This is a genomic window from Kitasatospora sp. MAP12-44, assembly GCF_029892095.1.
GTDB lineage: Bacteria > Actinomycetota > Actinomycetes > Streptomycetales > Streptomycetaceae > Kitasatospora.
On the sequence record NZ_JARZAE010000004.1, the window covers coordinates 2,042,237 to 2,061,420 of the forward strand.

17 protein-coding genes and 1 riboswitch are annotated in these 19,184 nt (G+C 74.0%); of the genes, 5 read left to right on the forward strand and 12 right to left on the reverse strand.

The features are described from left to right. Positions 1-72: 72 nt before the first annotated feature. Both P3T34_RS09655 and P3T34_RS09660 read right to left on the reverse strand, forming a co-directional pair. Positions 73-1,041 carry a sugar ABC transporter permease gene (locus P3T34_RS09655; protein ID WP_280665595.1) on the reverse strand — a complete coding sequence of 323 codons (969 nt, stop codon included), beginning with the start codon at positions 1,039-1,041 and terminating at the stop codon, positions 73-75. A gap of 428 nt (positions 1,042-1,469) precedes the next feature. Next, a complete protein-coding gene (locus P3T34_RS09660; protein WP_280665596.1) occupies positions 1,470-2,636 on the reverse strand; it encodes an alpha-hydroxy-acid oxidizing protein in 1,167 nt (388 codons plus the stop codon). 121 nt (positions 2,637-2,757) lie between these two features. Here P3T34_RS09660 and P3T34_RS09665 point away from each other — a divergent pair, with 121 nt between their 5' ends. Further along, positions 2,758-2,952 (forward strand): AsnC family protein, encoded by a 195-nt coding sequence (locus P3T34_RS09665; protein ID WP_280665597.1) that lies wholly within the window; start codon positions 2,758-2,760, stop codon positions 2,950-2,952. A 74-nt stretch (positions 2,953-3,026) separates the two neighbouring features. Then, on the forward strand, positions 3,027-3,524 hold the full coding sequence (locus tag P3T34_RS09670) for an Lrp/AsnC family transcriptional regulator (protein WP_280671925.1): 498 nt from the start codon (positions 3,027-3,029) through the stop codon (positions 3,522-3,524). Here P3T34_RS09670 and P3T34_RS09675 read toward each other — a convergent pair. The 6 genes from P3T34_RS09675 to P3T34_RS09700 all read right to left on the reverse strand — a co-directional run bounded on the left by P3T34_RS09675 (position 3,521) and on the right by P3T34_RS09700 (position 10,631). Continuing rightward, on the reverse strand, positions 3,521-4,555 hold the full coding sequence (locus P3T34_RS09675) for a carbon-nitrogen hydrolase family protein (protein ID WP_280665598.1): 1,035 nt from the start codon (positions 4,553-4,555) through the stop codon (positions 3,521-3,523). The genes P3T34_RS09670 and P3T34_RS09675 overlap by 4 nt on opposite strands. 212 nt (positions 4,556-4,767) lie before the next feature. Continuing rightward, the gene (locus P3T34_RS09680; protein WP_280665599.1) at positions 4,768-6,285 is read right to left on the reverse strand and encodes an FAD-binding protein; all 1,518 of its coding nucleotides are present in this window, start codon (positions 6,283-6,285) and stop codon (positions 4,768-4,770) included. Positions 6,286-6,578: 293 nt separating this feature from the next. After that, a complete protein-coding gene (locus P3T34_RS09685; protein ID WP_280665600.1) occupies positions 6,579-7,427 on the reverse strand; it encodes a class I SAM-dependent methyltransferase in 849 nt (282 codons plus the stop codon). A gap of 53 nt (positions 7,428-7,480) precedes the next feature. Next, positions 7,481-9,295, reverse strand: a complete 1,815-nt coding sequence (locus P3T34_RS09690) for a penicillin-binding transpeptidase domain-containing protein (RefSeq protein WP_280665601.1) — start codon at positions 9,293-9,295, stop codon at positions 7,481-7,483. Between the two features lie 26 nt (positions 9,296-9,321). Next, positions 9,322-10,068, reverse strand: a complete 747-nt coding sequence (locus P3T34_RS09695; protein ID WP_280665602.1) for a hypothetical protein — start codon at positions 10,066-10,068, stop codon at positions 9,322-9,324. 62 nt (positions 10,069-10,130) lie between these two features. Next, entirely contained in the window at positions 10,131-10,631 is a 501-nt protein-coding gene (locus P3T34_RS09700) for a SigE family RNA polymerase sigma factor (RefSeq protein WP_280665603.1), read from the reverse strand. Between the two features lie 202 nt (positions 10,632-10,833). On the opposite strand from P3T34_RS09700, the gene cbiE reads away from it, so the two are divergent. Continuing rightward, positions 10,834-12,090, forward strand: a complete 1,257-nt coding sequence (gene cbiE, locus P3T34_RS09705; protein WP_280671930.1) for a precorrin-6y C5,15-methyltransferase (decarboxylating) subunit CbiE — start codon at positions 10,834-10,836, stop codon at positions 12,088-12,090. Further along, positions 12,087-12,839, forward strand: coding sequence for a precorrin-4 C(11)-methyltransferase (gene cobM, locus P3T34_RS09710; protein WP_280665604.1), 753 nt, complete (start codon positions 12,087-12,089; stop codon positions 12,837-12,839). Before cbiE ends, cobM begins: the two co-directional genes overlap by 4 nt. Here cobM and P3T34_RS09715 read toward each other — a convergent pair. Further along, positions 12,836-13,969 (reverse strand): cobalt-precorrin-5B (C(1))-methyltransferase, encoded by a 1,134-nt coding sequence (locus tag P3T34_RS09715; protein WP_280665605.1) that lies wholly within the window; start codon positions 13,967-13,969, stop codon positions 12,836-12,838. The two genes, cobM and P3T34_RS09715, sit on opposite strands and share 4 nt — an antisense overlap. A gap of 29 nt (positions 13,970-13,998) precedes the next feature. Here P3T34_RS09715 and P3T34_RS09720 point away from each other — a divergent pair, with 29 nt between their 5' ends. Then, positions 13,999-14,742, forward strand: a complete 744-nt coding sequence (locus P3T34_RS09720; protein ID WP_280665606.1) for a cobalt-precorrin-6A reductase — start codon at positions 13,999-14,001, stop codon at positions 14,740-14,742. A gap of 726 nt (positions 14,743-15,468) precedes the next feature. Here P3T34_RS09720 and P3T34_RS09725 read toward each other — a convergent pair. From P3T34_RS09725 to P3T34_RS09735, 3 genes are read right to left on the reverse strand one after another with little or no spacing between them, the layout of a single operon-like run. After that, entirely contained in the window at positions 15,469-17,034 is a 1,566-nt protein-coding gene (locus tag P3T34_RS09725; protein ID WP_280665607.1) for a precorrin-2 C(20)-methyltransferase, read from the reverse strand. After that, complete coding sequence (locus P3T34_RS09730; RefSeq protein ID WP_280665608.1) at positions 17,031-17,657, reverse strand: precorrin-8X methylmutase; 627 nt, start codon at positions 17,655-17,657, stop codon at positions 17,031-17,033. The genes P3T34_RS09725 and P3T34_RS09730 overlap by 4 nt, the downstream gene beginning before the upstream one ends. Then, complete coding sequence (locus P3T34_RS09735; protein WP_280665609.1) at positions 17,654-18,862, reverse strand: cobalamin biosynthesis protein CobG; 1,209 nt, start codon at positions 18,860-18,862, stop codon at positions 17,654-17,656. The genes P3T34_RS09730 and P3T34_RS09735 overlap by 4 nt, the downstream gene beginning before the upstream one ends. A gap of 204 nt (positions 18,863-19,066) precedes the next feature. Continuing rightward, positions 19,067-19,140: riboswitch (cobalamin riboswitch) on the forward strand. Positions 19,141-19,184 lie beyond the last annotated feature (44 nt).

The window sequence follows — 19,184 nt, forward strand, 5'->3', positions numbered from 1 at the left end:
CTCTGAAGTGATGGCGAGTCATGGAAGAGTTGGAACGGGAGAGTTGGAACGGGTGGCGCGGCACCTGGGGTCTCAGGTGGAGCGGCTGATCCGGTCGCCGGTGCGGCGCTGGAGCAGGGTGAACGCCGCGGTCACCGCGAACAGCACGATGGCGAGCGCGGCGCCGTAGCCGGTGTCGAAGAAGACGAACGCCTCCTGGTAGAGGAGGAAGCTGAGGGTGGTGGTCGCGTACACCGGCCCGCCCTGGCTCATCTCGTAGAACTGGGTGAACGCCTGCAGCGAGGAGATGCTGGTGATGATCACCACGAAGAGCGTGACCGGGCGCAGCTGCGGCCAGGTGATGTGCCAGAACTCCTGCCAGCCGTTGGCGCCGTCCACCCGGGCCGCCTCGCTCAGCTCGGGCGAGATCACCGCGAGGCCGCCGAGGAAGAGCACGACGCTGAAGCCCACCTCGTGCCAGAGGCTGTAGGCGATCACCGAGGGCATCGCCCAGGTGGTGGACTGCAACCAGCCGGGCTGCGGCAGGTGAATCGCCTTGAGCAGGGTGTCCGCGAGCCCGAACTGCGGGTTGAAGATCCACACCCAGGCCAGCGAGGTGGCCACGATCGGGGTGGCGTGCGGGGCGAAGATCGCGACCCGCGCGGTGGTCAGCAGTCGGCCGCCGCGCTGCACCAGCAGGGCCAGGGCCAGCGAGAGGGCCGTCCCGCCGATCACCATCGCGCCGCTGAAGTAGAGCGACCGCCAGGCGCTGGACAGGAAGCTCGGTGCCGTGGAGCCCAGCAGCGCGTGGTAGTTGGCCAAGCCGATGTAGCGGGACTTCGCCGTGTTGAGCACGTTCCAGTGGAACAGGCTGACGTAGAGGGTGTAGGCGGTCGGGCCGATGATGAAGATCGAGAAGATCAACAGGGCCGGCGCGGTGTAGAGCCAGCCCATCGGGCTCTCCCGGACCCGGCGGCGGGCGCGCCGGGGCCGCCCCTTGGCGGCGCCGAGCCCGCCGAGCCGGGCCCCTCGCGCCGGCTCGCCCCCTGCTGCGGTCGTCACTGCTGTGGCCGTCACTGCTGCGTGCTGCGACATCGTCCTGCACCCCACACCTGTACCGACCCCCTGGGTCGTCTGGCCCGTACCGGCGGCGAGCGCGAGGGCCCGACGGTCCGGCGGCAACTCGCCTTCGCGTTGCCGGGATTGACTTAAACGCGCGTAGATAGCGGGGCCATGGCAACTAAGGAAACACTTGGTGACGATGCTTCACCTTTCCGGAGCCACATGAAATCCTGAAAGGCTGACCACTTTCCTGTCTGTGGGGCACCGTCGGCGCGGAGCTGCGCGACCGCGGGCTCGCAGATCCTGGCCCGCCCGCAGGCCGGCGGCACGGTGGAGGTGGGCGGCCGGGTCGACCTGGTCGAGGTCCGACCGCTCACGGCCTGACCGGGCGCCGGACCGCCGTCGGGACGGCCCTGCGGGTCAGCGGGTCAGCGGGTACGGCGCAGCGCGTCCGGGGTGAGCCCGGCGAGGTCGGGGTAGCCGTCGACCGCCATGGTCAGGTCGGCCTCGGCCAGGATCGAGCGCAGCACGTGGACGGCGCCCTCCGTGCCGCCCAGGGCGAGGCCGTAGGCGTACGGGCGGCCGATGCCGACGGCGGTGGCTCCCAGGGCGACGGCCTTGACCACGTCGGCACCGCTGCGGACACCGGAGTCGAAGAGGACGGGCAGGTCGCCGGCCGCGTCGACGACGGCGGGCAGCGCGTCGAGGGCCGGCAGCCCGCCGTTGGCCTGGCGGCCGCCGTGGTTGGAGCAGTAGATGCCGTCCACGCCACCGTCCTTGGCGCGCCGCACGTCCTCGGGGTGGCAGATCCCCTTCACGATCAGCGGCAGCGAGGTCAGCGAACGCAGCCAGGGCAGGTCGTCCCAGGTCAGCGGGTTGCCGAAGACCTGCATCCAGCGCAGGATCGCCGCGCCGGGGTCCTCCTGCGGGGTCCGCTCCAACTGGGACCGGAAGACCGGGTCGCTGGTGTAGTTGGTCAGGCAGTGGCCGCGCAGCTGGGGGAAGTTGCCTGTGCTCAGGTCCCGCGGGCGCCACCCGGTGACCCAGGTGTCCAGGGTGACCACGATGGCCTTGAACCCGGCCGTCTCGGCTCGACGCACCAGGCTTTCGGCCAGGTCCCGATCGGTCGGGGTGTAGAGCTGGAAGAAGCCCGGAGTCTGGCCGAACTCCGCGGCGACGGCCTCCATCGGGTCCACGGACAGGGTCGAGGCGATCATCGGGACCCCGGTGCGCGCGGCGGCGCGCGCCGTGGCGAGGTCACCGTGGCCGTCCTGGGCGCACAGGCCGATGACGCCGACCGGGGCCATGAACAGCGGCGTCGGCAGCCGCATCCCGAACAGCTCGACGGAGAGGTCGCGTTGGGCTGCCCCGACGAACATCCTCGGCACCAGCCCCCAGCCCTCGAAGGCCGCCACGTTGGCCCGCTGGGTGTGCTCGTTTCCGGCGCCGCCCGCCACGTAGGACCACACGGACGGGGGCAGTGCAGCCTGCGCCCCCGCCTCCCACCCGTCGTAGGTCATCGGATACGACGGCACGACCCCGCGAAGGCCGCCCGCGTAGATCTCGTCCTGGTAGGAACCGAAGGCACGACTCATGAACCGCTCCCGCTGCTCGGACCCCGGCTCCCGGGGCCGCTGAACTCCGTTGCCCCCACAGTGCGATGCTTGGCAGTCGCAGGGACGAAAACGCAGGAATCCCGCAGAGAAGAGCACGTGGATGCAGGAACTGCACGAACAGGCGACGATACTGAGCGAGGACGACCTGGCGCTCATCAACGCCCTTCAACTGCGGCCGAGGGCGTCGTGGACGGTCCTCGGCGCCGCACTCGGGGTGGACCCGGTCACCGTCGCCCGCCGGTGGAACCGCCTGGCGCGGCGCGGTGAGGCCTGGGGCGGTGGCGCGCCCGACTGACCGCGCCACCCGAGGAACCGCGCAGCCGGGAGCCGCAGGAGGTCAGCCCCTTCGACCGGGCGATCCTGCGGCTCCTGGCGGTCGACGGCAGGGCCTCCTACCAGGCGCTGGCCACCGTGCTGGACACCAGTGCCGCCACCGTGAAACGCCGGATCGACCGGCTGGGCCGCCTCGGGCTGATCACGTTCCGCTGCGACTTCGCCCGCCCGCTGGGCGGTTGGCCGGTCGCGGTCACCTTCTGGGCGCGCGTGCCGCCCGCGGATCTCCCGGAGGTCGGCCACGCGCTGGTCCGCTACCCGGAGACCCGCAACTGCGCTGCTGTCAGCGGACCGTACAACCTCATCGTGGAGGCGAGCCTGCACTCCCTCGCCGATGTCCTGCGCTTCGAGACGCAGCTCGCGAGCACGCACCCCAGCCTCGACATCGTCGACCGGGCGGTCATGCTCCGGCAGGACAAGCTGCTCGGCCACCTCCTCGATCCGTACGGCAGATCCCTGGGCGTCGTGCCGGCGGACCTCTGGTCCGACCCCGGCACGACGGTTCCCGAGCCCCGGCGCCCGGACAGGCCCTAGAACGCCCGGCGGTCCTCGCTACGCGGGTCGGCGACGAAGTGCGGGTCGTAGACGCCGTCGCGCGCGGTGCGCCGCCACGGGCGGGCCCGGAAGACGGCGACCTCGACGTCCGCCGAGCCCTCGTCGAGGTCGACGACCACCACCGCGGGTGTCCCGTCCTGCGGGCAGCGGGCCAGCCACCGGCCGCTCGGCGCGACCACCCCCGCCGGCGCGCTGTGGCTGAGCTGCGCCGGCACCGAGAAGCTCACCCAGTAGCCGTTGGTGGCCGCGTGGCCCTGCGCCTCGGTGGCGAAGACACCGCCGTCGTCGGGCGCGCCGCCGGTCGACGAGAAGAGCACGACGTCCACGTCGAGCCGCTCGTACGCGCCGAACAGCTCGGGAAAGTGCACCTCCATGCCGAGCAGGCACCCGAACCGCACGCCGTCGACCTCGAAGGTGACCGGCGCCGAGCCGGGCGCGTAGAGGTACGAGATCTTGGTGTGGGAGAGCAGGCGCTCGTCGTAGCGCGTGACCAGCTGCCCCTGGTCGGAGATCACATACAGGCTGTTGTGCGGGCGGTGCGGGGCGGTCAGCCGGTGCACCGAGCCGAGGACCACCCAGAGGCCGAGCTCGCGCGCCAACTCGGCGGTGGCGCTGAGCTCCTGGCGCAGCACGTGCCAGGCGAAGCGCTCCCAGTCCGCGGCGCCGACCCGCTCCGGGCCGTCGACGGACAGCACCCGCTTGCCGGGAGCGCAGGTGGCGCCCTCGGGGAAGTGCACGATCCGCGCGCCGGCCGCCCGCGCCTCGCGCATCAGGCGGCGCACCTCGCGCCCGCTCTCGCGCAACTCGGCTTCGCTGCGCGGATCGTCGCGGACGGTGCTCTGGGCCACCGCCAGCCGTACGCGCTTGGGCTCGCCGGGAGCCGCAGGGGTCGCGGGCGGCGCGGGCGTCGGGCGCAGGTGGTGCAGGTGGTGCAGGGCCGTGGTGTACGACTGGCCGGTCCTGGCGGCGCGGGCGCGCACCAGGCGCTTGAAGTGCTTGTTCGCTGTCATCGTCCTCTGGCCTTCCACGCCTCGAAGGCAGTCCCACCGGCAACCACATCCGAGACGCTCGGACCATGCGACAACAGCCTGAGACAACAGCCCCTTTGCCTCCGTACAAGACCGCGCCGGGGGCGGTCGGGGGAGGTTGGGCGTAGGCCACGCCGGCTACCAGGCTGCCGCGCCCGCCGACTCCTGTCAACCTCCCCCCGCGCACCGCGCGGTCAGGCCGGCAGCTCGATCGACAGCGCGTGGCGGAAGACGTCACGCGGGTCCCAGCGGGCCTTCACCTGCTGCAGGCGCGGGTAGTTGTCCTTGTAGTACAGCCGGTGCCACGGCACGCCGGAGGTGTTCCACGCCGGGTCGGCCAGGTCGACGTCCGGATAGTTGACGTAGGAGCCGTCGCTGACCTCGCCGGGCACCGGAACACCACCGGTGTCCGCGTACACCGCGCGGTAGAACTCGCGGATCCAGCACAGGTTGGCGTCGTCGTCGCCCTCATCCGCCCAGACCGTGTGGTAAACGGCCTTCATCACCGCGTCGCGCTGGGCGACCGCGGTGGCCGCCGGGTCCACGGTGTTGACCTGGCCGCCGTAGCCGACGATCAGCATGCCCCCGGTCGGGCCACCGGTGGAGTTCGTCAACTGCCGGTAGATCGCGGCGAGTTGGCGGTCGGTGAAGGAGCGGCGCAGATAGCCGGCCTTGCCCTTGTAGCGACGGACGACCACGTCGCCGGACTCCCCGGTACCGGGCCAGGTCGTCGGGTGCAGCCAGGGCATCCGCTCCCCGGCGGCGAGCGTGGGGGTGACGCCGGAGCCGGCGGTGACCGCGGCCACGAAGTCGGCCACCAGGCCGTCCGCGCCCGGCAGATCGCCGTCGATCCGCACGGTCAGCTGGAACGAACCGGCGCTGCGGTGCGTCGGCTCGAGGATCGCGTACAGGCCCGCGGACGGCGACCCCGGCGCGCTGTTGCGCTCGTGCCAGGTACCGAAGTTGCGCAGCAGCGTGCTGAACGCCTGCTCGGTCATGCGCTCGTCCCAGGCCCAGCTGACCAGGTGGACCAGCAGCTCGCGCGGCGCGCGCGGCAGCAGGTGCGCCGGGTCGGTGCCGGTGGCGCCGGGCGAGCGCAGCCAGTACCGGGTGACCACACCGAAGTTCCCGCCGCCACCGCCGGTGTGCGCCCACCACAGGTCGCGGTTCGGGTCGTCCGGCTCGCGGGTGGCCACCACCGGGCGGACGTTGCCGTCCCGGTCGGCCACCACCACCTCGACGCCGTACAGGTGGTCCACCACCGAGCCGTACCGGCGCGACAGCGGCCCGTACCCGCCGCCGGACAGGTGGCCCCCGGCGCCCACCTCCGGGCAGCCGCCCGCCGGGATGGTCACGCCCCAGCCGGTGAACAGCCGCCGGTACACCTGCCCGAGCGTGGCCCCCGGCTGCACCGCGAAGGCCCCGCGCTCGGCGTCGAAGCCGACCGCGTCCATCGGCGACAGGTCCAGCAGCAGCCGCACCGCCGGATCCGCGGTGAACCCCTCGAAGCAGTGCCCGCCGCTGCGCACCGCCACCCGCCGCCCCGAGCGCACGGCATCCGACACCGCGCGCACCACCTGGGCGGTGGACCCCAGCACCCGGATCTCCTCGGGTGCGCCCACGAAGCGGAAGTTGTTGCCGCGCAGCAGGCTCTCGTAGCGGCAGTCGGCCGGACCCACCGTCACCGGCCCGAACGCCTCGGGCTCAGCCACGGCAGCCACGGCAGCGGCGCGCGTGGCACCCAATGTGCCTGCCAGGCCCAGCGCGGAGCCGGCCGCCGTGAGCAGGCGGCGGCGATCCATTACGTTGCGGTCCGGCCGGTCCATCGCGCGCTCCCGTTATGGCGTTAGGGCGTTAGGGCGTTGCGGCTGCGGGGTCGGGTTGCGCCGCAGAACGGGACCAGCCTGCCCCGGCCGGTGAGTTCGCCCCGCCCGACAGGCCACCCGCGCCGCACCGCGTCCCCCGGCTGCCGTAGCCCGACCAGCGCAACCGCGGTGGAGGCGCTCTACCGGCGGACCGCCGAGATCAGTCCGCCGGGCCCCTCCTCGCGCTGCGGCGGGGTGCTGATCGGGCGGCCGTAGGCGGCAGCGCGCTCGCGCAGGGTGTGGCTGCCGGCCTCCCAGCCGTGCCCGGCCAGCCAGCCCACCGGGTCGTCGGGCATCTCCGAAACCCACATGGACGCCGCCGATCCCGGCAGGGCGTCCGCGCCGAAGCGCTCGATCACGCCGCGCGAGCCCAACGTCAGCCCCATCCGACTGCCTGCCGCCGACTGCGCGCTGATCCGGGCCAGCAGCAGTTCCACCGCGTCCTCGGGCAGATAGATCAGCAGTCCTTCGGCGATCCACACGGTCGGCAGCGCCGGGTCGTGCCCTGCGGCGGTCAGCGCGCCCGGCCAGTCCTCATGCAGATCCACCGCGACGGTGATCCGCTCGCAGCGTGCGACGGCCCGCTCCTGGCGCAGGACCGAAGCCTTGAAGTCCAGTGGCGCGGCGGTGTCGACCTCGAACAGCCGGGTGCCCTCGGGCCAGTCCATCCGGAAGGCCCGGCTGTCCATACCGGCGCCGAGCAGCACGACCTGCCGGACCCCGGACGCGGAGGCCTGCTGCAACAGGTCGTCGAGGAACTTCGTCCTGATGACGATGGAGAATGCCACGGCCAGCCGGCGGCGGCGCGCGGCCTCGTCAGCGGGCGGTGGCGAGGAGGGCCACAGGCCACCGGCGGCGGCGAAGGCCTGTGCCAGCGGGTCGCGGAACAGCGCGTTCTCCCGCTCGGTCTCCAGCGCCCTAACCCTGGCCACCCCCACCGCCGTTGCCCATACTCCCGAGGGCTGCACCCGCTCCTGCTCATCAGTCATCGCGCCAGCCTAGCCCTCGTCCAGCCCTCGTCCAGCCCGCGTCTAGCCCTCGTCTAGCCCGGGTTGCCCACCGCCAGGACGTGTGCGACCGCCTGGCCGGCCGCCACGGCGCCGTAGCCGCCGCCCTGGATCTCGGCGGCGACCGCGAGGTTGCCGCGATAGGCGATGAACCAGCTGTTGGGGGCCGGCGCGCCGTCCACCTGGGCCGTGCCGGTCTTGGCGCCGACCCGGCCGGTCAGGCCCGCCATGGCCGCCCGGGCCGTGCCGTCGGCCGCGGTCCGGGCCATCATGGCGCGCAGCTCCTGGGCGACCGCGGCGGGCAGCGGGTGGGCGGCCGCGACCTGGGGCTGACCCGGGCGCAGGACGGGCTGGCGGAAGGTGCCGTTCTCGACGGTCGCCGCGACGGACGCCATGGTGAGCGGGTTGGCCTGGATCCCACCCTGGCCGATCACCTCGGCGGCCGCGTCGTCCGAGTCCGTGGGAGGCGGGATCACCGCGTCGAAGCTGCTCACCCCCGGTCCGGTGGACCAGGCTTGGCCGATGCCGAACTGCTGGGCGGTCTGCGCGAGCGCGCCGGGGGCGAGCTTGGCGTGGCTCTCATCGATGAAGGCGGTGTTGCAGGACTGCGCGAAGTCGTCGGCCAGCGTGTAGTCGAGGTGGTCGCCGGCCTCGTCGTTGCGCCAGAGCTTCGGCGAGTTGGTGGTCGCCTTGCACGGGACGGCGCTCTGCGGCTGGTCGCCGGCCTCCAGCAGGGCGGCGGCGGTGATCACCTTCATCGTGGAGCCGGGCGCGACGTCTGCGAGGAACGCCCCGTTGAAGCCGCCGGCCGGTGCGTTGGCCACGGCCAGGATGTCGCCCGTGCTGGGCTCGATCGCCACGAGTGAGGCGGGGTTGACGCCCGCCGACTGCTGCGCGACCGCCGCCTCCGCCGCCGCCTGGAGGTCGGCGTCCAGGGTCAGCCGGTCCTCATGGCCGGCCGTCGGCTGGGAGATGACGAATAACTGGTCGGCGGGATTGCTGCCGGAGTCGCCGGAGTCGCCGGTGATCACCACGGCCTTGCCCGGGGTGCCGCCGGAGGGGCTGGCGGTGCTGGACGGGCTGGTGGCGCTGGAGGGACTGGCGGCGCTCGCGTCGGGCGGCTGCAGGGCGGCGAGCAGCGGGGCGAGCGAGGGGAACGTGTCCAGCGGGCGGCCCTTGCGGTCGGTCGTCCTGGCGTCCAGGGCGGCCACCGCGCGGATGCCGATCGACTCGCCCGGGCCCAGCTGCGGGTGGATCACGGTGGGGGCCCAGTGCACCAGCGTCCGCCCGTCGGCACCGCGCTGCACGCCCACCTGCCCGTCGTACGTCCAGGGGGCGGGGGCACCGGCGAAGGTGACGGTGGCCTTGAAGCCGAGGGTCAGCTGCCCCGGGGTCACCGCCAGCCCGTTGGCGAGCGGGCCGCTCGGCGCGAAGGCCAGCGAGGTCGGCTGGAGGGTGTCGCGAAAGGCGGTCAGCGCGGTGACCGCGTCGGCGGGTCCGTCGGTCAGCGCTCCGGCCCCCGCCAGGTCACCGCCGGCCCAGTCGCTCAGGAACGCCTGCTCGACGGCCGCCGCCTGCACGGCGCTCGGCGGGGCGCCGTCGGTGGTCGGCGCGGCGGAGCGGCCCGGGCCCGGCGGGCCGGCGGTGTGCGAGCCGCCCTCGATGGCGGAGCCCAGGTTGTACGCGCCGAGGCCGCCCACCACGAAGAGGCCGAGCACTACGCCGGCCAGGCCGACTTTGAGGACCGTACGGGTGGACAGACGCGCCACGGGCTCGTCGCCGTACTCCTCGCCGTAGTCCTCGCCGTCCGTATCCCAGCGCACGCCGTACCTGTCGGACCCATCGTCCATCGGTCGCTCTCCCCCCGGAGTCATCTTCACTTCTCCCAGTGCGCGTTCAGTGCGATCGCTCGCAACTCATCCATGGTCAGCGGTAGTTCGCTCCACTTCGCGGGAGGGCCCTGGACGAGGACCGCGTTGAACTCAGTGGCGTCCACCTTGCGGCCGTCCGCACGGTAGGCGTCCACCCGCCAGTTGACCAATCCGTTCCCCGACGACACCTGCTGAGTCAGGACGACGGTACCGTCCGGGAGCGTCTCACAGACCGCCGTGGCGGTCGGGCGGCAGGCCTGCCGCATCTCCTGCAACTGGTCCGGGGCGAGATCCGCCAGGCCCAGCGCCAGGGTGCCACTGCCGTGACCGTCGGCCAGATCCACCATGCCCATGATCTCGGGCCCCAGCCGGTTGCCTCCCGCGACTTGCCCGTCCTTGAAAGTGCCGAGGTCGCGCGGATCGCGGACAGTGCTTCCGGCGGGCAGCAGCGCGGCCAGCTGGTCACTGATCAGGCCGGACGGCGACGGCGCAACGGACACCGAAGTGGCCGCGGGCGCCGGCCGCACCGCGTCGTGGTCGGTCAGCCCAGCGATCCCGAACGCCGTCCCGCCGACCGCCACCACCAGCGCGGCGGCCGACAGTTGGGCGCGCCGCACCCGCCGCAGGTGCCGGCCGCGCAGGGCCGCGCGCTGGACCAGGTCGGGGCTGTGCGGGGCGAACCGCCCGGCGGCACGGTCCAAGGCGTCGGCCATCAGCCGTTCGTCGCTGTCGACCAGTTCGTCGGGGGACACGGTGCTCTCCGTTCGGTCGGAGGTCGGAGTCAGGGGACGGCGGAAGTGGGGCCCGGGCACGGTCAGGACCTCGCCAGCTCGGCCAGGTCGTCGCCGAGCACCGACCGCAGCTTCTGCAGGGCCCGCAGGCTCCGGACCCGCACGGCGCCCTGCGAAACCCGCAGCGTCTGAGCGGTCTCCTCGACGGACTGGTCCTGCCAGTAGCGCAGCACCAGCACCGCCCGGTCCTTGGCGGTGAGCTTCGCCAGGGCGTCCATCAGGGCCATCCGCAGCTCCGGGTCGTCCACCGGGCCGGCCGACTCGGGAACCGCCTCGACCGGCCGCTCGGAGGAACTGCGCCGGCGCCGGTAGGAGATGAAGGTACGGACCAGCACCGTCCGCGCGTAGGCGGTCGGCGACCCGGTGAGGTCGATCCGATGCCAGGAGCGGTACACCTTGGCGAGCGTCTCCTGCACGAGGTCCTCGGCCAGATGCCAGTCCCCCGTGAGCAGGCAGGCGGTGCGGAACAGCCGACCGCTGCACGCGTGCGCGAACTCGAAGAAGTCCGCTGGTACGTCCCCCACCGAAGGTGTCCTTCCACCTGACGTTGTCACTCCTCCAACGCTGCGACCCGCCCCTCGTGTTACATCCTTTTCGAGAGATTCCGGATGCGAGGGTCCAGAACTCCCCGGACGGGCGGTGGACAGGCTCGGAGGGCTGGACCCGGGGTGCCCGGTACGGACCGGTAGGCTGCCGGTGCGCCTGCCCGGACCTGCGAGGAGACCCCTGTTGACCAGCCCACCAACCACCCCGCCGGTGACGGTCGTGGGGATCGGCGCGGACGGTTGGGCCGGGCTCGCGCCGGCCTCGCGGGCCGCGCTGGAGGCGGCCGAGACGGTGATCGGCGGCCCCCGGCAACTGGCGCTGCTGCCACCGGTGGTCGGAGCCGTCCGGGTGCCGTGGCCCTCGCCGCTGCGGCCCGCCGTGCGCGGGCTGCTGGCGGCGCACGCCGAGCGCCGGGTGGCGGTGCTGGCCAGCGGCGATCCGATGTTCTTCGGGATCGGCCGGACGCTGACCGAGCTGCTGGGCGCCGACCGGCTGCGAGTGCTGCCGCACCCGTCCTCGGTCTCCTACGCCTGCGCGCGGCTCGGCTGGGCGCTCGAGGAGACCGAGACGGTCAGCCTGGTCGGGCGCGAACTCGCCACGCTGGCGGGCGCGCTGCACGACGGACGGCGGCTGCTGGCGCTGAGCGCCGACGCGCACACCCCGGCCGCCGTCGCGGGTCTGCTGCGCGAGCGCGGCTACGGACCGAGCGAGTTGCGGGTACTCGAGCAGCTGGGCGGCCCGGACGAGCGGGTGCTGGACGGCCTGGCGCAGGACTGGGCACACCCGGCCGGCGACCGGCTGAACATCGTCGCGGTGCACTGCCGGGCCGCCGCGGACACCGTGCCCGGTTCGCTTGTGCCCGGCCTGCGGGACGAACTCTTCGAGAGTGACGGACAGTTGACGAAGCGTCATGTCCGGGCTGCGACACTCGCCACGCTCGCCCCCAGGCCCGGCGAGCTGCTCTGGGACGTCGGCGGCGGCTCCGGCAGCATCGCGATCGAGTGGCTGCGCGCCCACCGCGGCTGCCAGGCCGTCAGCGTGGAACGCGACCCGGTGCGGGCCGAGCGGATCACCCGCAACGCGGCCGCGCTCGGCGTGCCACGACTGCGCGTGGTGACCGGCGCCGCCCCCGCCGCGCTGGCCGAACTGCCCGTGCCCGACGCGGTGTTCATCGGCGGCGGCTTGACCGCGCCCGGACTGCTCGACGCCTGCTGGACCGCCCTGCCGCCCGGCGGCCGGCTGGTCGCCAACACCGTGACCCTGGAGTCCGAGGCGCTGCTCACCGAGTGGTACCGCCGCTGCGGCGGCGAGCTGCTGCGCCTGGCCGTCGCCCACGCCGTGCCGGTCGGCGGCTTCACCGGGTGGCGGCAGGCGATGCCGGTCACCCAGTGGTCGGTCGTCAAACCCGCCACACCCCTTGGAGGAGAAGCCTCGTGACCGTCTACTTCATCGGCGCCGGCCCCGGCGCCGCCGACCTGATCACCCTGCGCGGCGCCCGTCTGCTGGCCAAGTGCGGCGTCTGCCTGTACGCGGGCAGCCTGGTGCCGGCCGAGCTGCTGGCCGAGTGCCCGCCGGGCGCCAGGCTGGTCGACACCGCCCAGCTCAATCTGACCGAGATCACGGCCGAGCTGGTCCGCGCCCACCAGGCCGGCCAGGACGTCGCGCGGCTGCACTCCGGTGACCCGTCGGTGTTCAGCGCCGTCGCCGAGCAGATGCGCCGGCTGGACGCGGCGGGCGTGCCGTACGAGATCGTCCCGGGCGTGCCCGCCTTCGCCGCCGCGGCGGCGGCGCTGGGCCGCGAGCTGACCGTGCCGACAGTGGGCCAGACGGTGATCCTGACCCGGATCGCCCAGCAGGCCACCCCGATGCCCGCCGGCGAGGACCTGGCCACGCTCGGCCGCAGCGGCGCGCTGCTGGTGCTGCACCTGGCCGCCCGGTACGTCGACCGGGTGGTGGCCGAGCTGCTGCCCAACTACGGCGCCGACTGCCCGGCAGCCGTGGTCGCGCTGGCCAGCCGCCCCGACGAGCTGGTGCTGCGCGGCACGCTGGCCGACATCGCCGACCAGGTGAAGGCCGCCGGTGTGGTGCGGACGGCCGTCATCCTGGTCGGCCGGACGCTGGGGGCCGAGCAGTTCCCCGACAGCCACCTGTACTCGGCCGAGCGCGACCGGTCGTGCGGGCTCTAGCTCCGGCTGTTGGCCAGCGGTTCGGCGCGCCCGACGACGGTGCCGGCCCGGTCGATGCAGATCACGTCGACCGCGACCGGCGCCTCGCGCAGCACGCCCAGCGCCGTCGCGCGGGCGCCGCGGGCCACCAGGTCGCCGAGCGGCACCCCGGCCGCCGCGCAGCGCTGGACGGCCTCCAGGCCGGTGTTGGCTGCCGCCACCGCGGCCACCAGCTCGGGCCCGGCGCCGCCCTGGCGGGCCAGCTCGGCCAGGAAGCCCTTGTCCACCTGGGAGCGCGCCGAGTGCAGGTCGAGGTGGCCGGCCGCCAGTTTGGAGAGCTTGGCGAACCCCCCGGCGATGGTCAGCCGGTCCACCGGGTGCCGGCGCAGGTACTTGAGCACCGCGCCGGCAAAGTCGCCCATGTCCAGCAGCGCGTCCTCGGGCAGCCCGTGCTCGGCCACCGCGACCTTCTCCGAGGTCGAGCCGGTGCAGCCCGCGACATGCGTGCGACCGGCGGCGCGGGCCACGTCCACGCCGCGCCGGATGCTGTCGATCCACGCCGAGCAGGAGTACGGGACCACGATGCCGGTGGTGCCCAGCACCGAGAGGCCGCCGAGGATGCCAAGGCGCGGGTTCCAGGTGCTGCGGGCGATCTCGGCGCCGTGGTCGATGGAGATCTCGATCGAGACGTCGCCCGTCCCGCCGTGCCGCGCGGCCACCTCGGCCACCGCGTCGCGCATCATCTGCCGGGGCACCGGGTTGATCGCGGGCTCGCCGACCGCCAGCGGCAGTCCGGCCTTGGTGACCGTGCCGACGCCGCTGCCGGCCAGGAAGCGCACGCCGCTGCCGGGCGGGCCGGGGCGCACGGTCGCCCGTATCACGGCGCCGTGTGTGACGTCCGGGTCGTCGCCGGCGTCCTTGACCACGGCCGCCATCGCCGCTTGACACTCCGTCAACTCCTCGGCAGCCAGGGCGAAGGCGGGACGCTGGCCCCTGGGCAGGGTGATCGTCACCGGGTCGGGGAACTCGCCGGTGAGCAGCGCGGTGTAGGCCGCGGTGGTGGCGGCGGTGGCGCAGGCTCCGGTGGTCCAGCCGGGGCGCAGGCCGCTGCTGCGCAGTTGCTCCTCGCGCCCGCCCGCCCGCTCAGACACGCCCGGCCCCACGCATCGAAGGAGCACCCGTGCGGCACATCCTGATCCTCGGCGGCACCACCGAGGCCCGTCGGCTGGCGGCCGAGCTGGCCGGCGACCCGACCCTGCGGGTGACCAGTTCGCTGGCCGGCCGGGTGGCCGAGCCGCGGCTGCCGGCCGGCGAGGTACGGATCGGCGGCTTCGGTGGCGCCGCCGGCCTCGCCGACTGGCTGCGGTCGCAGCACGTGCACACCCTCATCGACGCCACGCATCCCTTCGCCCAGGTCATCAGCCGCAACGCGGCCGAGGCGGCCGCCACCGTCCATGTTCCCCTGCTCGCCCTGCGCCGGCCCAGCTGGGTCCCCGTCGCCGGTGACCGCTGGCACCCGGTGGGCTCGCTGGAGGAGGCCGCCGCTGTGCTGCCCGGGCTCGGGCGGCGGGCCCTGCTGACCACCGGACGCCTCGGCATGGCGGCCTTCGCCGGGGTCGCGGGGGTGCATGTCGTCGCCCGCTCGGTGGAGCCGCCCGAGCCGCCGCTGCCCGCCGACCTGCTGGTGCTGCTCAGCCGGGGGCCGTTCGACCTGGCCGGCGAGCGCGAGATCTTCCGCGAGCACCGGATCGACGTGCTGGTGACCAAGGACAGCGGTGGCGCGGCCACCGCTCCGAAGCTGGCGGTGGCGCGTGAACTCGGGCTGCCGGTGGTGGTCGTGCAGCGTCCGCGGCCGCCCGCCGGGGTCCCGGTCGCGCCGGACGTGGCGGGTGCGCTGGCCTGGCTGCGGGCGGCCGCCGGCTGAGCAGCGGTGGCGGCGGTGGCGGCGGATTCTGAGAGAACGGGAACCTCCGCCGCCCGGGATTCGTCCAAAGGGGCGGTGCTCTTAACACGGGGGGAATACAGGGGACTTGGCTGCCCGATCGGGCAATGCACCGCGGGGGCCGATTGTCAGTGGCCGTCGCTAGATTGATGACAACAGCTGGGGGAACGGGCCCCCGCACCCGGCGCTTCGGCGGAAGCTCCGGCGACAACTAATCCAGTACCGCCGGCACCTGTTGAGCCGGTAGCGTCAAGGACGTCAAGCCGCCCGGGTCGGCTGCCACACAGGGGATGGCAGCCGCGAGACGGCCAAGCAGCTCAACTCACAAGGCCCTCCGCACACGCGGTACTTCGCCATGCCGTCGCGCAACGCCGCGCGCTCGGTCCCGGCGGGGTGCCCAGGGTGCCCAGGGGCCAGACCATCAGCAGTGGGTGAACACCATGCAGACAGAGGGGACAGTCATGTCGGTTTACGGGGGAAACTCTCGGGTCGTTCAGGTCCAGTACCAGGTCAACACGTCTGGGGAGGACACCAGTTGGACCTGAGTTGGACCTGAGTCGGGCCTGCGTCGGGCATCAGCCCGGCCTGAATCGGAGCTGAGCGCGAGCTGAGCTCCGACCCGAGTACGGCCCGGTGACGGATCTCCGTCACCGGGCCACACCCACGCCCGCGGCCGGTCCGGGCCCGTGGCGGACCGGAAGCGGCGCTTCAGCGCTCCGGGTAGCGGCGCGGGGTCCAGACGACCTCGGTGCCGTCACCGCGCCGGACCGCCTGGGTCTGCGAGGAGCCGATCAGCAGGATGGTGCGCATGTCGACCTCGGCCGGGTCGAGGTCGGCCAGCCGTACCGTGCGGACCCGCTCGGTCGGGCCGCCGACGTCGCGCGCCAGCACCACCGGGGTGTCCGGCGCGCGGTGTTCGAGCAGCAGGTCTCGGGTCAGCGCGACCTGCGTGGTACGGCTGCGCGAACCCGGGTTGTACAGGGCCAGCACCAGGTCCGCCGAGGCCGCCGCACGCAGCCGCTCGGCCACCACCGACCAGGGCTTGAGCCGGTCGGAGAGCGAGACGACCGCGTAGTCGTGGCCCAGCGGCGCGCCCGCGCGGGAGGCGGCGGCGTGCGCGGCCGTCATGCCGGGGACGATCCGCACCGGCACCTCGCGGTACGGGTCGGCGCAGGCGGCCTCCAGGACGGCGGTGGCCATCGCGAAGACGCCCGGGTCACCGGAGGAGACCACCGCGACCCGGCGCCCGCGCCGGGCCAGGTCCAGGGCGAACTCGGCGCGCTCGGCCTCGACCTTGTTGTCCGAGCCGTGCCGCTGCTGGCCGGGGCGCGCCGGCACCCGGTCCAGGTAGGTGGTGTAGCCCACCAGGTCGTCGGCGGCGGCGAGTTCACCGCGCGCCTCGGGGGTCAGCCAGAGCGGACCGGCCGGGCCGAGGCCGACCACGACCACCTGGCCGGCGCCCTCCGGGACGGCCTCCGGCTCCTGCTGCCGCTGCGGCAGCCCGATCCGGCTCGGCAGGATCGCCACCGAGAAGTACGGCACGGTCGACGGGTCCACCTCGGCCAGCGGCGCGAGCCGCTCCCCCGCCATGGTGGCGCGCTCGACGAACTGGGCGTCCGCCAGCCGTCCCGAGCGCTCCAGCGCGCGGCGCACGGTGGGGAAGGTCCGGCCCAGCTTGAGGATCGCGGCCGAGTCGGTGGCGGCGAGCCGGGCCGTCAGCTCCTCCTCGGGCAGCGTGCCCGGCAGGATGGTCAGCACCTCCTCCGCCTCGACCAGCGGCCGGCCGAGCCGGGCGGCCGCGGCGCTCACCGAGGTCACCCCGGGGACCACCTCGGTCGGATAGCGGTGTGCGAGCCGCTTGTGCATGTGCATGTACGAGCCGTAGAACATCGGGTCGCCCTCGGCGAGCACCACCACGGTGCGCCCGGCGTCCAGGTGGACGGCCAGCCGGGCCGCGGCCTCCTCGTAGAACTCGTCCAACGCGCCCCGGTAGCCGCCGGGGTGGTCGGTGGTCTCGGTGGTGACCGGGTAGACCAGCGGTTCCTCGACCTGGCCCTCGCGCAGGTAGCGGGCGGCGATCGAGCGGGCGATCGAACGCCCGTGCCGGGCGCTGTGGTAGGCCACCACGTCGGCCTGGCCGATCAGGGCGGCGGCGCGGACGGTCATCAGGTCCGGGTCGCCCGGGCCGAGGCCGACCCCGTAGAGCCGACCGGTCGTCCCGGCGGCCGCCTGCTCAACGTCATGCTGGTCAGCGCTCTGCTGGTCGGCGGTCATTCGATCTCACTCGCAATCGCGTTGAGGGCCGCGGCCGCGATCGCGCTGCCGCCGCGCCGCCCGCGCACCACCAGGTGCTCCAGGCCGGAGGGGTGCTCGGCCAGCGCCTGCTTGGACTCGGCGGCGCCGATGAAACCGACCGGAACGCCGATCACCGCGGCCGGACGGGGAGCGCCCGCCTCGATCATCTCCAGCAGCCGGAAGAGCGAGGTCGGCGCGTTGCCGACGGCGACCACCGAGCCCTCCAGCCGGTCGCGCCACAGCTCCATGGCGGCCGCGCTGCGGGTGGTGCCGAGCTCGGCGGCGAGCGCGGGGACCGAGGGGTCGGAGAGCGTGCAGATCACCTCGTTGTCGGCGGGCAGCCGCTTGCGGGTGACGCCGCTGGCCACCATCGAGACGTCGCACAGGATCGGCGCGCCGGCCCGCAGCGCGGCCCGCGCGGAGGCCACCACACCGGGGGTCCAGAGCAGGTCGGCGACCAGGTCGGTCATCCCGCAGGCGTGGATCATCCGCACCGCGACCTGGGAGACGTCGGCGGGCAGGCCGGCAAGGTCCGCCTCGGCGCGGATGGTGGCAAAGGACTCGCGGTAGATCGCCGCGCCGTCCTTCTCGTACTCGATCACGTGGTCCTCCGGGCCGCAGCGACCGCTGCCGCCATCTGTTGGTTCGTCACTTCTGCTACTACACCTGCGGGTTGGGATATCCGGTAGGCGCCGGCGCCGGTGGCGAGCACATCGACCCACTCGCCGGCCGGGTGGCCGCAGCGGCGCTCGCAGCCCGACCAGTGGACGGGGAGGCCCACGGGAGCGGGCATCGCGTCCAGCGCCGTCGCGGCGTCGCTTCGCACGTCGGCCAGCGACTTGGCGCAGCCGGGCGATCCGGTGCACGCGGTGGCCAGTTCCCACGCGGAGGCCGGGTCGGTGCGCAGTCCGGCCGCGGCGAGCGCGGACAGCTCGCCGGCCGCCACGCCGGGCAGCACCGCGCCGCGCCACGGGGTCACCCGCAGGCCGTCGACCGCCAGCGCGGCGAGCAGCCGCCACTGCGCGGCAGTGGCCCGACCGAACCGGAAGCCCACCGAGATCCCGCCCGCCACCGCACCGACCGCCGGGCGGCGGCCGGACAGCTCGGGCAGCGCACGCGGCGCGAGGCCCAGGCGGGCCGCGAGCCGCGTCCCGTCCGGGTCGGCTTCGCGGATCCGCCAGGCGCCGGCGGCGAGCACCATGAACTCCTCGGCGGCGCGCAGCGCGGCGCTCGGGCCGTCGGCGACGACCGCGCAGGTCGCCGCCCGGCCCAGGCGCAGCAGGTGGGTGCCGTCCGGCTGTGCGATCAAGGTCACATCGGCGTCCAGGCCGGCGACGTCGCCGCGCCCGTCGTCCAGGGCGAAGAGGAAGCGTCCGGAGAGCCCGCGCGCGACCGCCGAAGCGCAGAGCAGCGCGTCCAGCTCACCCACCAGGCCGCTCAGGTCCCGGCCGCCGTCCAGCCCGGCCAGCGGGGAGGCGACGATATTGCGCACCCGGTCGTGCGCGAGCGAGGGCAGCAGCCCGGCCGCACCGAGTCGCGCGGCCAACTCCGCACCGGCGTCGGCCGCCAGACCCCGCAGCTGGACGTTGCCGCGCGAGGTGGTCTCGAGCGCGCCGTCCCCCAACTGCTCGGCCGCCTCGGCCAGCGCGAGCGCCTGATCGGACGACAGCAGGCCGCCCGGCAGTCGCACTCGGGCCAGTGCCCCGTCGTCCGCCGCATGCAGCCGCAGCGCGCCCGGACAGGCATCGTCGCGCCCCCGAGCAGCCCGGACGCGGGCAGGCTCGACGGGGGAGGGTGAGGGTGACATGGCCGCGAGCATACCGATGATCCGACTGGACGTATGCCCCGCATCAGGCCAGCCATCAGGCAGGGCATCAGGCAGCACCAGCTGCGTTTCGGCTGCCCGTCGTCGGCGCGGGCGGAACGCCTGCCACCCTGGGCCGTTGCGGCCGCCCGTTACTATGACGCCGGGTGGGCCTCGCGGTCCGCCCACGCCAGCGACGGCGCTGGGGAGGAAGCCGGTGCGAAACCGGTGCGGTCCCGCCACTGTGACCACGGCTCACCCGCCGTGGGAGCCAGGAACTCCTTGCCGTCCTCACGCTCCCCCAGCCTTGGGCCGGGGGTACTCC